Source organism: Bradyrhizobium sp. (assembly GCF_049586575.1).
GTDB lineage: Bacteria > Pseudomonadota > Alphaproteobacteria > Rhizobiales > Xanthobacteraceae > Bradyrhizobium.
The window spans coordinates 1-12592 of the sequence record NZ_JBAVCF010000297.1 but is presented as its reverse complement, the minus strand read 5'-3'; the positions used below and the strand labels follow the sequence as shown (position 1 = coordinate 12592).

Here is a 12592-nt window from a genome sequence, read left to right as displayed (position 1 = left end):
GAGATCGGATGTTTCGGGCACCGCAACTCCAGAGGCCGCAACGCTCAAGCCGAGAACCGTCGCACAAATTGCATAGATTCGGATCATAGCAGCACGCATCATGCTTTCTCAATTCGTTTGAAGCATTTCGTCGGTGATAAATCCTGCCTCAGGACTTCGGTAGCTGGCAAATCCAAAATTCCGACAGTAGCGTAGCATTTTTGCTACCGAATCGAGGCTCTCAGTGGATTGGTCAAAGCGGATTGGCCGTCCGACGCCGAACGTCGCGTGTGACTCGCCATCGGAGCACCAGTGACTGTTACGGTTAGGAGGTCTGTTTCGGGTCGTGAGCTCATCTTGGCTCATTTCGGTCTTAGCACCTTTTTATGAGCGGCTACCGAACAGCGGCGCGCCGAGGGGGCGTGTTATGTGGCTTGAGGCCTCTCTACCCTAGAGGGTCGAGCCCCTCGCGACGTGACGCGCCCATTCGATGAATCGCTGGGCCACCGGGTTCAACGTTCTGGTGCGCAATGTTGCTGCGCCAATGGGCCCGCTGGTGATCGGCAGACGGACCGGCAACTCGACAAGAAAGGGATGCTTGGCCGGGAATCTCAGTACCGAACGTGGCAGGATCGTGAGAAAGTGCCCAGTCGCCAGCAGCGCGCTGCGGACCGCATAAGGGAACGTCGTCACCTTCGCGCGGGGTAATTCCACGCCGCTGGCCCGGAACGCGTTCAACAGGAATGTACCCGGCGGACTCTGCGCTGGAGGCAAAGCCCACGCTTCCTCGACAAGCTCCGCCAACCGAAGCTTGCGCCGGCGCACAAGTGGATGATTGGCGCCCGCGGCAACCACGAATGGATCATCGTACAGCGGCTCGAAGCGCACTTGATCGTCGGCGAGCGGACCATAGCCATATTGTCGCGCAATCAGGAAATCGACCTTCCGCTCAGCGAGATGTTGATAAAGCAGCTCGGTCTCCGAGACCGCCAAATGGAAAGTCATGCGCGGATAGCGATGCGACAGCTGATCGATGACCGTTGTGACAAAGCTCGCCGACAGCGGGGCTGTGCTTCCGATCCGCACCTCGCCGGCCGCTGGGTCGGCTAACGCCTCGATTTCCACAATTCCCTGGCGGAGTTCGTGGAATGCAGCACCGCAGCGTTCGAGCAGGGCGCGGCCATAATCGGTCGGCGTAACACCATGCGGGCTGCGGTCGAGCAGCGGCGCGCCCACCGCATGTTCGAGATCGGCGATCGCCTTCGAGACCACCGGGACGGAAATCGCGAGTTTTGCGGCCGCCTTCGTCATGCTGTGCGCCTCCGCCACTGCCTCCAACACGTGGAGGTCGCGGAGCTTGACGCGACGGCCGATGCGGTCCGCCCACGAGGCGCTCTTCGCCATGGTGCGCACCTTAGCTGTACAGCTAACACCTATACGAAAAAAACCGGCTTCCGCGAAATAGGTCAAAGCCGCAATTATCGCACCGGCTTCGAACCCGGAATGGCGGAAAAACCATGACCTCCCGACGTGCTCTCCTCATAATGCTGGCCGGCAGCGGCCTTTCTCTCGCTGGCGTAGCCCGCGCCGGCTATCTCGATGGGCCCGTGAAGATCGTGGTCGATCGGCCGGCCGGCAGCCCACACGACCTCGTGGCCCGTGCACTCGCCGACAAGCTGGCGCAGGCCCTGCATCAGGCTGTTGTGGTCGAGGACCATCCCGGCGCCGGCGGAAACCTCGCGGCCGAATATGTCGCGCGCGCCGCGCCCGATGGACGCACCCTGCTGGTGGCGCTGGATACGACGCTGACCGTCAATCCGACGCTTTACAAGCATTTGCCCTTCGATGCGGCCGCGGATCTGCGCCCGCTTTCGATACTCGCGACCGCAAGCACAATGCTGGTTGTGCATCCGTCCGTTCCGGTGCATTCGGTCGCCGAGTTCGTGGCCTATGCCAAGGCGCACCCGATCACCTACGCTCACGGCGGCAATGGCAGTCCCGGCAACCTCGCGATGGAATATTTTCGGCTGCAAGCCGGCTTTCCAGCGATCGGCGTACCGTATCGCGGTAATCCGCAAGTGGTCATGGCCCTGCTCGCCGGAGAGGTGAAATTCGGTTTCGTCGGCACGGCGGGCGTGATCGAGCATGTACGCGGCGGCCGGCTGCGCGGTCTTGCCATCTCATCGCTGCGGCGTTCGCTGCTCGCGCCGGACATCCCGACCATTGCCGAAGCCGGCTATCCGAAGTTCAAAAGCGAGGTCTACTACGTGCTGGCGGCGCCGGACAAAATTCCGGAAAACACGGCCGCACTCCTGGAGACGAAGGTGCGCGAAGCTCTGGAGTCTCCCGATTTCGCCCAGCGCTTCCGCGCCCACGGCATCGAGATCGCTGCGATCGGCGGCACCGAAGCGAAGGCCCGCATCGAAAGCGACCGCAAGCTGTGGGCCAAAGTCATCGCCGCCGCGGGCATGACGGTGCAATGACGCCGAGGCAGCGAGAAGCAGACATGGAGGCGAAAAAAACCACGACGCAGGTGGTCATGCTCGGCACTGGAACGCCGCGTCCGGATCCGTCGAGGTCCGGCCCCGCGACCGCGATCATCGCCGGCGGGGTGCCGTATCTGATCGATTTTGGTCCCGGTATAGTCCGGCGCGCCGCTGCTGCCTTCGAGAAAGGCATCACCGCTTTCGGCCCATGCGGCGCCAACATCACGACCGCCTTTCTCACGCATATGCACTCCGATCACACGGTCGGTTATCCGGACCTGATCCTCACCCCCTGGGTGATGGGCCGGCGCGAGCCGCTCCGGGTCTTTGGCCCGAGGGGCATCGAGGCGATGACCGAGCACATCTTGCAGGCGTGGCAGATCGACATCGCCGGACGCCGCGGCGGCCACAACGGCCACAACGCGACCGGCTGCACGGTCGACGCGCACGAGATCGCGTCGGGTGTGATTTTTCAGGACGGCAACGTCACGGTGACGGCGTTCGCGGCGCTCCACCAGGAAATGGCCGATAGTTTCAGCTTTCGTTTTGATGCAGGCGACCGCAGCATCGTGATTTCCGGCGACACCGCACCGACTCCGGCCATGCTGGAATACGCGCGCGGCTGCGACCTGCTGGTCCACGAGGCCTACGCGATGGCGAGCTATCGTGCCGTTTCGTTGCAGTCCCAGGAGTTTCGTCGTACCCACCATACTTCTTCGGCAGAGTTGGCGGCAATCGCCAACGCGGTGCGCCCCAAACTGCTCGTAATCTATCACCGCTCGAATGCGGGCCGCGCGCCGGAAGCGCTCGATAGCGACGAGATTCTGCTCGATGAGATTCGGCAAAGCTACGCCGGCCCTGTCGTCGCCGCGCACGATCTCGACGTTTATTAGCATCGGTGCCGGGATGAATGTTTCTCAGGTTGACGCCAACAAAGCGGTCATTCGAAGACTTGTCGAGGCGCACAATCGCCAGGACGCCTTTGCCGCGGCAGCGTGCTTCGCGCCTGGAGGGACCAACCATGGCCGGGTGGCCGGGCCAAGCGGAATGGAACGTGTGTACCGGAATTTGTACGCCGCATTTCCCGATTATCACTGGGAATTACAAACTCTCTTTGGCGAGGGCGATTGGGTTGCATTACACGTCGTGCAGACCGGAACCCATCTCGGCACTCTGGAGCTTCCGGTTTTTGGCGGGTTGATCCATAACGTCGCGCCTACCGGAAAGACGGTTTCCGTTGCGAACATCCATCTCTATCAGATGCGTGATGGCCTGATCGTACGGCACACGGCGGTGCGCGACGATCTCGGCATGATGCGACAAATGGGGTTACTGCCGGAGACGCAGCACGCAGGCGGTGACATGTCCCGACCCGATCGGTAAACCCGATCGCATCAAGTGCACAACTTACTCGCTCGCCGATTTAAATTCCGGCATCACGAGCGAATGCCACCGCCTGCGCGCGGCTTGAGACGCCGAGCTTGCTGAAGATGATCGATACGTGATTGCGGACGGTCTTGTCGCTAATCTTGAGCCGGCTCGCGATGGCCTGATTGTCCAGGCCCTGCGCTACCAGACGCAAAACCTCCCCCTCACGCGCCGTCAGCTCATCGAAGACGGTGCCCACCGAACGCGGCGGCGTGGGCAGAAACCCTCTGAGCGTTTCGGTCATCTGCTGCCATGCTTGCTCGGTGTCCACCGGTACGTGATTGCGACTGTCAAGCGGCACAAAACGGGCGCCAGGTATCTGGCTTGCTACCAGACGTCCTTCCTCGAATGGAATTATCATGTCCCCGCGCGCATGCAGAACGAGGGTTGGACAGCGCACTCGGCCAAGTGAGGTACCGATATCCGTTTCCCAAAACGACCGTACGAGCTTGATGGCGATCTCGGGTGAGGTCGCCAGGCGCAGGAGTTCGTTATACGAGCAAAGTTGTTGAGGAGCAGCATCCGGCATGTGCAACAAGGTGAAAAATTGCCCGTAAGCCGGATTGTCGTTAGGCCACCCCAACTCGATCATCTTGAGCCTGGTTTCGCATTGCTCTATCTGTCGGGGCGTTCGACCACGGACAATGTATCCACTTGTCTGGCTGCCCCAAAGAACAAGATGACTGACCTTCTCCGGATGACGAGCTGCAAATGGCAGCGCGGTACTCGCACCATTCGCCATTCCAATGATGACAAAAGACTTCAGCCCCACCGCCTCTACGACAGCCTCGCAGTCTTCGACGTATTTCTCGTGTGAATAGGTCAAGTCCTTCCGGTCGGACAGGCCACAGCCACGCCAGTCGTACCGGATGACTGTATAGGCGCGTGAGAGCATCTCGAGCCATGGGCGCCAGATCAGACAGTCCCAATCGAGATTGAGGTGACGGATCCAATGTCCGATCCAGAGTATCGGAGGTCCATTGCCGCAAATCGCATAGGCAAGTCGCGTACCATCGCGGCTAGTGCAAAAGCGAATCTGTTGCTGTGAGGGCATGGGACCAAGCGGACAGCCCCTATAATAGTCGGCAGATCAAACCGGGTCACCCCGCTGTTTGCCGCAGGTTAGCCCGGTCTTTGTCCTCGTGTAGCCCACATAATCGGACCCGGCATCATGAGCTTCGGGTCCTGCAGACGGCGCAAGTCCTTCTCTATCTCTTCGCCGCAAATGCTTCCCGCAGCCAGCATCTCCTCTAATAATTGCCGAAAACCCAGCTGAAGCAGATCTGCTGCGACCGAAGAGCCCTGGTACATAAACAGGCGACCTTCCCCAGAAACATTCAACAATCCGAGGTCCAGCAGCCGACCGGGCAACCGTCTACCATAATAGAGGTCAACCCCGTGCCGAGCCAAGACGCCCTGCATCGCGCCCGAGGTTTTGAGCGCCGTCTCGTATGAACTGATCCAAGGATCTGGTCGCAACGAGAACGAATCGAACTCCTCGGCGACAATCCAGCCTCCGGGCTTCAATGCGGCGACCAGCCGAGCCAGGACAGCGTCTCGCGTGGGCAGATGACCAAGAACAAGCCTTGTATGGACGAGATCGAAGGCCTCTTCGGGTAGCGGATCGCGCGTAACATCATGTTTGCGCACTTCGAGATTGGGTCGGTTAATACGATCGAGAAAGCGCGTATCGATGTCGGTCACCAAAACGTTTCCCGACGGGCCAACCCTACCGCAAAGCCAATTGGCGATCGTACCGGTGCCGCCGCCAATCTCAAGGCAATGCCATCCCGACATCGTGCCGACCTCGGTTAGATGCCGCTTGCTACCGGGGTCGAAAACCGTCGCCAACGCAGAGAGCCTTCCGGAGGTTTGGGATCCGGCATTGTTAAAGGTGTAGTCCTCTGAGCGATTAAGCTGAGAATTCGGAGTCGCCATCGCCGTCACTCAACCTTCACGCCGGCCGTAGCGATGATCGAACGCCAGTGAGTTCGCTCCTGCTCAAAGAACGCTTCCGTTGCCGCGGGTGGTATTCCGACGGGAGTGGCGTACAGATCACGGAACCGTTTCTGCACATCTGGCAGCTTCAGCGTCTCAGAGACGGCATCGTACAGAATGGCGATGATATTGCTGGGCGTTTTTGGCGGAGCCACGAGCGCGAACCAGGCCGTCGAAACCAGGCCAGGAATCTGTTCGGAAAGCGCCGGCACTTGCGGCAGCAGAGGAGATCGCTGCTCGGTGCCAATGCCGTAGGCTTTGAGCTCACCGCTCTTGATGTGGGGAGCAGATGTCCCAAGGTTGTCAAACATCACGTCGATACGCTCCGCAAGGACGTCGCGCAAAGCGGGCGCTAAGCCCTTGTAGGGAACGTGCACGAGCCGGATGCCCGTTTTTGCTTGCATCAGCTCCATGCCGAGATGCGGCACAGTACCGACGCCAGACGACGCAAAGGTAAGCTTGCCCGGATTACCTTTGGCATACGCGATGAATTCCCTGAGGTCCGCCGCAGGTACGCTTCGATTTGCCACCAGGATATTGGGCTGCACAGCTAGCACCGTCACCGGCACGAAGGCATTCGGATCGAATGGAAGGTTTTTGTAGAGGCTCTGATTGACCACGAGGCTCGTCGCAGGCGAGGCCAGCAATGTGTATCCGTCCGGCTCGGCTCTGGCAGCGGTTGCTGTGCCGATGTTCGTCGCCCCACCTGGACGGTTTTCGATTATCACCGGCTGGCCCCAACGCGTCTGCAGCTTGGCCGCGATGATACGCGGGACGAGATCCGCCACTGTTCCGGCTGCAACCGGTGCGATGATCTTGATTGGCCGATTCGGGTATGCCGGTTGAGCAATTGTATGAGTTGGTATGGTACAGAGCGCTACGATTATGATCAAAGCTCGCAGACGTTCCCTGACGTTTATCGCTCTCATGTGCTGTCCTTCAATAAGACGGAAGCTCGCAGCTCCTTCCTGGCAGTCTAATGGAACGAGACTGCGATGCATGATGCGGGTGTCCCAGAATTGGTCCCGTGCTGCCTGTTTCTAGTCCCAGGCACCCGGGACTTCCGATGCATCAAGGACGCGCTTTGCGGGTTATGCCGCGTCCTCCCTCGTGTCCTTGCCGGACAATTCGCACTCGGCAGGTTGGCAGCGCTCGCCCTCACAGCAATGGGCAAAACCAGAACCGTTGCATGTTGGGCATGGTGGGAATTGCGGCAGGCCGTGACCCTCGGGGCGGATCATATGGCTCGATAGGATTCAACGGGGTCGCCTTGCCGCTCTAGAAGATCGCCGAGCCCAAGATCGGCTCTTGCCGCATCTTCCTTCAATGGACGGGTCCGGTCATAGTCCCAGCACGCCAGCGAGAGATTTAGTTTTGCCATTGCCCCATCAATAATCGCTGGCGGGTTCAAGAGATACTGAGAGGATATTGCATCGTCGCGAACTGATCCAGCAGTGGTGGGATTAGGTTGAACACAAGCAAAGCTGGTGGTCGAAAATCATGGATGGAACGTCGGTTATGGCCCGCGCCAGCTATGACGTGGAACGGAAATTTCCGAAGATGCGACTTTTTTACTTTTCGCGTTCCCACACGATCCTCCGGAAATCGACCTTGCCGGGAGACACTATGCTCGGGGCCGGTGCCGACTCGACGAAAAGCTTGTCGCCGTCGAGCCTGAAATGCCGCCTCTGCTCGGAGCCGTTCCAACCCTCGTTCCATGAAGCATCGACGGTCGTAATGAACTCGTTGCCTTCGATACGATATTTGTAGGCCAGCATGGACCTGTGGAGCGCCGAACGCTCGGGCTCGCTCTCTCCAGGCGTGCGGGCTTCGGCGGTCGTGACCGTCATGGCGCGTCCCTCGCGGGTCAAGATCATGTAGCCCTTCGGCTTAGTACCAAAGAGGTCTTTGGTTTCGTCTCCGGTGACGACCTGCCACGAGACGAGTTTCCAGTTACCAATAAGTTGTTCGGCGCTCATTGGTTTGCCCTCCCGCAATTATTCTCTCATCCAGATTAGGATGCCGCGCATTACCTTGCCGCCAAAATTGGCGTAGGGCTGGGGTGCTGCTTCAATATGGAGCCGATCCCCGTCAATCCTGTAGTACCGAACCTGCTCTGTGCCATTCCACGTTTCGTCTCCTGCAATGTCGACGTTGATGACAATCTTATTTCCCTCGATTCTGTATTTTCCAGAATAGGCGAGCATCGACTTAAACGCGGCTGCTCGATCTTCGTCGGTTTGTGGTGCTTTGCGGCCTTCCGCTGTCTGAATGACGATCCAGCGGCTGCCAGCGGATAGAACAATAAACCCATTGGGATGCTCACCCCAAACCGGCTTCCGCTCCTTGGTCTCGACGTCCTCCATAAAGCAGGAGACGAGCCTCCAAGTACCAACGAGTGCTTCGCTTCCGCTGCCCATCAATCGGTCTCATGAGGTATGCGCCGTTAACTTTTCGGACGAAAGAGCCGACGGTGTTTAAGGCTAAGCCAACCCGAAAGATTGTCAAAGCTCGTCCGGTGAAGGCAGCAAAAGACGCGGTGTGAGCAAGGTATTTGCGTATCACGACGAGGCTGAGTGTCGCCTAGTGGCACGAAGCGCCGGTTACTGCGCTGCAATGGCATGTCGGCTGTTGGCGGAAGCCGACGTCAAAGCGGCCATAGCGGCTCGACGCTCAGTGCCACGAGCTGCCGTGAGCAGATGCAGCAAAACACGTTTTTAGGCCTCACATTTGCTAACGGATTGCCGATGAACGTTGGCAGACTTGGCGCCGAACACCTTACTCGAAGGAATGTTATTGTGTTTCGATTCCCGCCGCCTTGATGATCGGCCACCACTTCGCGATCTCGGCCCTTTGCAACGCGGCAAGGCTCTCCGGAGTTTGTTGCTCGAGTGGCGGAATTTGTTGCCCCATATCGGCGAACCGCCGGCGTACCGTGGGATCAGCCAGTGCAGTGCGGACAGCCCTATTCAGCTTTGCGATGACGGCAGCTGGTGTGCCTTTGGGTGCCCATAGCCCATGCCAGATTGCGATATGAAGTCCGGGTGCGCCGGCTTCGTCGACAGTGGGGATGTCGGGGGCAGAGAGTAGACGTTCGCTCGACGTGACGGCGTACACTCTGATGCTACCGGCTTTGAGCTGGGGCAGCGCGAGTGAGGGCTGTGGGATCATCAAGTCGATCTGTCCAGCCAGTAGATCGCGCATTCCGGGCGCACCGCCCCGATACGGCACGAACTGAAAGCGAGTTTCGGTGATCTTCTGAAAGAGAACGCCGGCAATGTGGGCCGGGCTGCCGGGGCCGATCGTCGCCATGGTGGCCCGGCCGGGATTTGCCTTCAGCCAGCCGATCAACTCACGCAAGTTTTTCGCAGGCACCCCGTTTCTCGAAACAATGAACTGGGGATTGGTCGCCACCGCGCTAATTGGCGCAAAATCCGTCACAAGGTCGAAAGGAAGTTTGTAGATTGCGCCGTTGAAGACATGCGTGCTGGTTAGGCCGATGCCGATCGTATAGCCGTCCGGTTCGGCCCGCTCGACGCGCCCGACCCCAATAGTGCCCGCTGCTCCCGTAACATTCTCGACGACTATAGGTTGACCAAGCGTACTTCCCATGCGTTCGGCGAGTGTGCGTGCGATAGCATCTGTTGGACCGCCCGCTGAAACCGGGACGACCATCGTGATCGGGCGAGCGGGGTATCCCTGCGCAAAGGCAATTGAGAGGGGCATCAGCACAGCAAGTGCGAGCCCGACCAGCATTCTCAACATTCCAAATCTCCTGTGCCGCTAAAGGCCCGCGGACCCAATTCGGGAAAAACTCTAGGGAGCAAAGCCCAAAAATGAAAATAGATAAATCTCGGAAGTAGTATAAGCTGAACTTATGAACCTCGAGGCGCGCCTTCGGGCCTTTTCGGCTTTCATTCGCCAGCGTTCGTTTGTGGGCGCGGCAGAGAGTCTGCGGATCAGTCAATCGGCCGTGTCGCAGCACATTGCCGACATGGAACGCGATCTCCAGGTGAAATTGATCGAGCGGCGTTCCAGGACGCTCACGGCTGCGGGAGAATTGCTCGCGAGCCACGTGCTCCGAGCCGAAGCACTGCTTGCGCAAGGTGCAAAATGCGTGACAGCATTGCGCGAGCCCGAAGCAGGACCGCTTTCAATCATCGCCTCTGGAACTCCAGGGACGTATGTTCTGCCGACGATCATCGCTGAATTTCAGCAAATGCACCCGGGGGTGCACATTAGATTCAGCCTCGCGACCGCGATGGGAGCCATCGAGGCGGTCCGCTCACATCGGGCAGAGCTTGGAATCGTCGGCGCCTTTGTCACCGCCCCCGAGATCGAGGCCGAGCCGTTAATCGAGGACGAGATAGTCATCGTTGGTCATCCGAGCCTGGCCCGTAAACGGCTCTCACGCGATCAGATCGAGGAATTGACTTGGATTCACAGAGAGCAGGGCTCAGGAACGAGCGCCCTCGCCGAGTCAATTGTCGGCGACATCGGTATCATCCCACGGCGCCGGCTTGCCTTACCATCGTGGGAAGCGATCAAGCTCGCAGTACGCGGCGGGTGGGGTATCGCACCGTTCAGCCGCCTCGCAGTCGCCGAGGAGCTTGCGATGGGGTCGCTGACGGTCCTGCCCGTCCTCCGATCCGAGGCGCGCAGAACTTTTTGGACCATTCGAGTTCGCGATGCGGCGCTCACCCCCACTGCCCAGCGATTCCTATCTGCCTTGCGCGAGCGGTGTGCGTTAGATGCTCGGGCTGATGTTCGAAAACGAAAATCCGCACAGAATTACCGCCGCGACCGCTAAGGGTCAGGGCTTCATATCGACGGTGCTCCAGCCACGTCAGCTATGCCCGCGACCAAAATGATGCGCCGCGACGAGCGTCAAAGAGGCAAAGGAGACGAACGACACTGCAGCAATCAAGCTAAATTTGGGACGTGGTCACGAACCTGATTGGTGCGGGTTAGCCTTTGTCCGGGAGAGGAACCCAAGCACCCGAGTGTTAAACGCGTCCACTTGATCGATTTGCGGATAATGATGAGCTCCTTCAATCACCGCGAGTTCTGATTGCTTGATTAGTTGGTGCAAAGCCACCGCGCTATCGAGAGGCCTATTTCCTGCCACTGAAGTCACATCGGAGTTCCCTGCAACTACCAGCGTCGGACAAGAAATCTCGGCGAGGAGATCGGTGCTATCGAATTCGCCCAGATCGTTCATGATCTCGATGTAATTTGCGGGATCGTTGGCCAGATAGTGGGCCTTATACCACTCCATGATGGTTGGCTTTTCGGCCGCGAAACTTGGCAAAAAATGACTTTCAAGCTGGCGCCCGGCGACCGCGCGCATTCCGTAGCGCCGAATGTGTTCATTGCGCTCTGCTCGTCGAGCCGACGCGCCTGAAAAGATCTTGCTGGCGGTCGAGACCAGGATGAGAGCGGAGACGACCTCCGGGTACGCTACAGCAAAAGCCTGCGCCACGAAGCCGCCTAGCGAGATGCCCATCAAAACCGTTTGCGAGATGCCAAGCATCGGCAAAAGAGCCGAGAGGTCCTTAACAAATGTTGCGACACTCAGGGGCTCGCTGCCCCGCTCAGATTCGCCGAGGCCACGAAAGTCGAAGGTGAGCACCTTGAATCGTTTAGCAAGGATAGGAACTTGATAGCGCCATCCTTGGCGGGTGCTGAGGCCGACGCTGTGCAAGAGAGTTATATTGGGTCCATGCCCCACAAGGTCATAGACGCAACGATGGCCTCGAACGCGTATGTCCAATAATCCCTCCGGTTATCTGGTCCGATTCCTTTCACTTCGGCTTAAGGCCTGCAAATTTGACAACCTTTCCCCATTTTCGCGTTTCGTTGGCGATCAGTTCGCCAAATTGCCCCGGTGTCCCGCCGAGCAGTACGCTATCCGTCGCTTCGAAGCGTACCTTGATCTTCGAGTCGGCAAGCGCAGCGTTCACCTCGGAATTGAGCTCACTGATGATATCCGCCAGCGTACGGAAGGGTGCGCCAATTCCGAAAAACGAACTTGCCTCATAACCCGGCAGAATCTCGGCCAGGGCCGGAGTGTCGGGCAGCGCCTTCGATCGTGCGGCTGTTGTCACCGCGATGGCACGCTGTCTTCCCGCTCGAACGTACCCGATCGCCGCCGGCATCGTGGCAAACATGAAGTCCACCCGAGCCCCAAGCAGGTCGGCGAGTGCCGGCATGGCGCTTCGATACGGCACGTGGACGATGCTGATGCCGGCCATCATGCTGAACAATTCACCCGCCATGTGCGGCGGCGTTCCGATTCCGGAAGAAGCCATAATCCCTTGGCGGGGGTGGGCGCGCCGCCGCATCTGGCGCGGCGCTGCTCGACCGGCGCGAGCCGCCGATTTTCGCGAGCCGCCGATTTTTCTATTTAGCAAATTCCGCTGCGGGCCGATCGATGGCGCTCGTGCTGTTGGCAGCTACCGGGTCGAACCGCTTCACCGGCGCCGCGATCGAACGGGCCGGGGGGCTCTGCGTCGTGCTCTCTCTCCGACATTTCGGCTGGCGCGATGCTGCTCATTACCCCTTGGCGGGGGTGGACGCGCCGCCGCATCTGGCGCGGCGCTGCTCGACCGGCGCGAGCCGCCGATTTTCGCGAGCCGCCGATTTTTCTATTTAGCAAATTCCGCTGCGGGCCGATCGATGGCGCTCGTGCTGTTGGCAGC

The 12592-nt window shown here is 59.3% G+C and carries 14 protein-coding genes and 1 pseudogene; 6 read left to right on the top strand and 9 right to left on the bottom strand.

The genetic code is table 11. The features are described from left to right. Nucleotides 1-429: 429 nt before the first annotated feature. Nucleotides 430-1383 carry a LysR family transcriptional regulator gene (locus WB528_RS11615; protein WP_423888556.1) on the bottom strand — a complete coding sequence of 318 codons (954 nt, stop codon included), beginning with the start codon at nucleotides 1381-1383 and terminating at the stop codon, nucleotides 430-432. A gap of 113 nt (nucleotides 1384-1496) precedes the next feature. Between WB528_RS11615 and WB528_RS11610 the strand changes: the two genes are divergently transcribed. Genes WB528_RS11610 through WB528_RS11600 form a run of 3 tightly spaced genes read left to right on the top strand, consistent with a single transcriptional unit; the run spans nucleotide 1497 to nucleotide 3848 of the window. Then, on the top strand, nucleotides 1497-2462 hold the full coding sequence (locus WB528_RS11610) for a Bug family tripartite tricarboxylate transporter substrate binding protein (protein WP_423888555.1): 966 nt from the start codon (nucleotides 1497-1499) through the stop codon (nucleotides 2460-2462). 23 nt (nucleotides 2463-2485) lie between these two features. After that, nucleotides 2486-3358, top strand: coding sequence for an MBL fold metallo-hydrolase (locus WB528_RS11605; RefSeq protein WP_423888554.1), 873 nt, complete (start codon nucleotides 2486-2488; stop codon nucleotides 3356-3358). Further along, the gene (locus tag WB528_RS11600) at nucleotides 3297-3848 is read left to right on the top strand and encodes an ester cyclase (RefSeq protein WP_423888553.1); all 552 of its coding nucleotides are present in this window, start codon (nucleotides 3297-3299) and stop codon (nucleotides 3846-3848) included. The genes WB528_RS11605 and WB528_RS11600 overlap by 62 nt, the downstream gene beginning before the upstream one ends. Before the next feature lie 40 nt (nucleotides 3849-3888). Here the strand turns inward: WB528_RS11600 and WB528_RS11595 are convergent, their stop codons facing one another. From WB528_RS11595 to WB528_RS11575, 5 genes are all read right to left on the bottom strand, one after another. Continuing rightward, nucleotides 3889-4947, bottom strand: coding sequence for an alpha/beta fold hydrolase (locus tag WB528_RS11595; protein WP_423888552.1), 1059 nt, complete (start codon nucleotides 4945-4947; stop codon nucleotides 3889-3891). 68 nt (nucleotides 4948-5015) lie between these two features. Next, nucleotides 5016-5831, bottom strand: coding sequence for a class I SAM-dependent methyltransferase (locus tag WB528_RS11590; RefSeq protein WP_423888557.1), 816 nt, complete (start codon nucleotides 5829-5831; stop codon nucleotides 5016-5018). Between the two features lie 5 nt (nucleotides 5832-5836). Further along, the gene (locus WB528_RS11585) at nucleotides 5837-6679 is read right to left on the bottom strand and encodes a Bug family tripartite tricarboxylate transporter substrate binding protein (protein ID WP_423888551.1); all 843 of its coding nucleotides are present in this window, start codon (nucleotides 6677-6679) and stop codon (nucleotides 5837-5839) included. Nucleotides 6680-7462: 783 nt separating this feature from the next. Continuing rightward, nucleotides 7463-7870, bottom strand: a complete 408-nt coding sequence (locus tag WB528_RS11580) for a lipocalin-like domain-containing protein (RefSeq protein ID WP_423888550.1) — start codon at nucleotides 7868-7870, stop codon at nucleotides 7463-7465. An 18-nt stretch (nucleotides 7871-7888) separates the two neighbouring features. Then, nucleotides 7889-8311 carry a lipocalin-like domain-containing protein gene (locus WB528_RS11575; RefSeq protein ID WP_423888549.1) on the bottom strand — a complete coding sequence of 141 codons (423 nt, stop codon included), beginning with the start codon at nucleotides 8309-8311 and terminating at the stop codon, nucleotides 7889-7891. A gap of 38 nt (nucleotides 8312-8349) precedes the next feature. Here WB528_RS11575 and WB528_RS11570 point away from each other — a divergent pair. Beyond that, nucleotides 8350-8436: pseudogene (locus WB528_RS11570) on the top strand (HU family DNA-binding protein); the annotation flags it as partial. Nucleotides 8437-8684: 248 nt separating this feature from the next. On the opposite strand, the gene WB528_RS11565 reads toward WB528_RS11570, so the two are convergent. Next, the gene (locus WB528_RS11565; RefSeq protein ID WP_423888548.1) at nucleotides 8685-9656 is read right to left on the bottom strand and encodes a tripartite tricarboxylate transporter substrate-binding protein; all 972 of its coding nucleotides are present in this window, start codon (nucleotides 9654-9656) and stop codon (nucleotides 8685-8687) included. 112 nt (nucleotides 9657-9768) lie between these two features. Here WB528_RS11565 and WB528_RS11560 point away from each other — a divergent pair, with 112 nt between their 5' ends. After that, nucleotides 9769-10701, top strand: a complete 933-nt coding sequence (locus WB528_RS11560) for a LysR substrate-binding domain-containing protein (protein ID WP_423888547.1) — start codon at nucleotides 9769-9771, stop codon at nucleotides 10699-10701. A gap of 135 nt (nucleotides 10702-10836) precedes the next feature. Here the strand turns inward: WB528_RS11560 and WB528_RS11555 are convergent, their stop codons facing one another. Both WB528_RS11555 and WB528_RS11550 read right to left on the bottom strand, forming a co-directional pair. Then, complete coding sequence (locus tag WB528_RS11555) at nucleotides 10837-11595, bottom strand: alpha/beta fold hydrolase (protein ID WP_423888546.1); 759 nt, start codon at nucleotides 11593-11595, stop codon at nucleotides 10837-10839. Between the two features lie 100 nt (nucleotides 11596-11695). Continuing rightward, nucleotides 11696-12235, bottom strand: a complete 540-nt coding sequence (locus WB528_RS11550) for a tripartite tricarboxylate transporter substrate-binding protein (protein ID WP_423888545.1) — start codon at nucleotides 12233-12235, stop codon at nucleotides 11696-11698. Nucleotides 12236-12324: 89 nt separating this feature from the next. Between WB528_RS11550 and WB528_RS11545 the strand changes: the two genes are divergently transcribed. Beyond that, nucleotides 12325-12546: a hypothetical protein gene (locus WB528_RS11545; protein WP_423888544.1), complete on the top strand. Its 222-nt coding sequence runs from the start codon at nucleotides 12325-12327 to the stop codon at nucleotides 12544-12546. Nucleotides 12547-12592: the final 46 nt, after the last annotated feature.

Excerpts from the sequence above, each read along its gene's own strand:
- WB528_RS11550 (WP_423888545.1), bottom strand. The coding sequence starts at position 12,235 with ATGCGGCGGCGCGCCCACCCCCGCCAAGGGATTATGGCTTCTTCCGGA.
- WB528_RS11605 (WP_423888554.1), top strand. The coding sequence starts at position 2,486 with ATGGAGGCGAAAAAAACCACGACGCAGGTGGTCATGCTCGGCACTGGA.
- WB528_RS11595 (WP_423888552.1), bottom strand. The coding sequence starts at position 4,947 with ATGCCCTCACAGCAACAGATTCGCTTTTGCACTAGCCGCGATGGTACG.
- WB528_RS11565 (WP_423888548.1), bottom strand. The coding sequence starts at position 9,656 with ATGTTGAGAATGCTGGTCGGGCTCGCACTTGCTGTGCTGATGCCCCTC.
- WB528_RS11590 (WP_423888557.1), bottom strand. The coding sequence starts at position 5,831 with ATGGCGACTCCGAATTCTCAGCTTAATCGCTCAGAGGACTACACCTTT.
- WB528_RS11560 (WP_423888547.1), top strand. The coding sequence starts at position 9,769 with ATGAACCTCGAGGCGCGCCTTCGGGCCTTTTCGGCTTTCATTCGCCAG.
- WB528_RS11545 (WP_423888544.1), top strand. The coding sequence starts at position 12,325 with ATGGCGCTCGTGCTGTTGGCAGCTACCGGGTCGAACCGCTTCACCGGC.
- WB528_RS11575 (WP_423888549.1), bottom strand. The coding sequence starts at position 8,311 with ATGGGCAGCGGAAGCGAAGCACTCGTTGGTACTTGGAGGCTCGTCTCC.
- WB528_RS11600 (WP_423888553.1), top strand. The coding sequence starts at position 3,297 with ATGAGATTCGGCAAAGCTACGCCGGCCCTGTCGTCGCCGCGCACGATC.
- WB528_RS11580 (WP_423888550.1), bottom strand. The coding sequence starts at position 7,870 with ATGAGCGCCGAACAACTTATTGGTAACTGGAAACTCGTCTCGTGGCAG.
- WB528_RS11610 (WP_423888555.1), top strand. The coding sequence starts at position 1,497 with ATGACCTCCCGACGTGCTCTCCTCATAATGCTGGCCGGCAGCGGCCTT.
- WB528_RS11615 (WP_423888556.1), bottom strand. The coding sequence starts at position 1,383 with ATGGCGAAGAGCGCCTCGTGGGCGGACCGCATCGGCCGTCGCGTCAAG.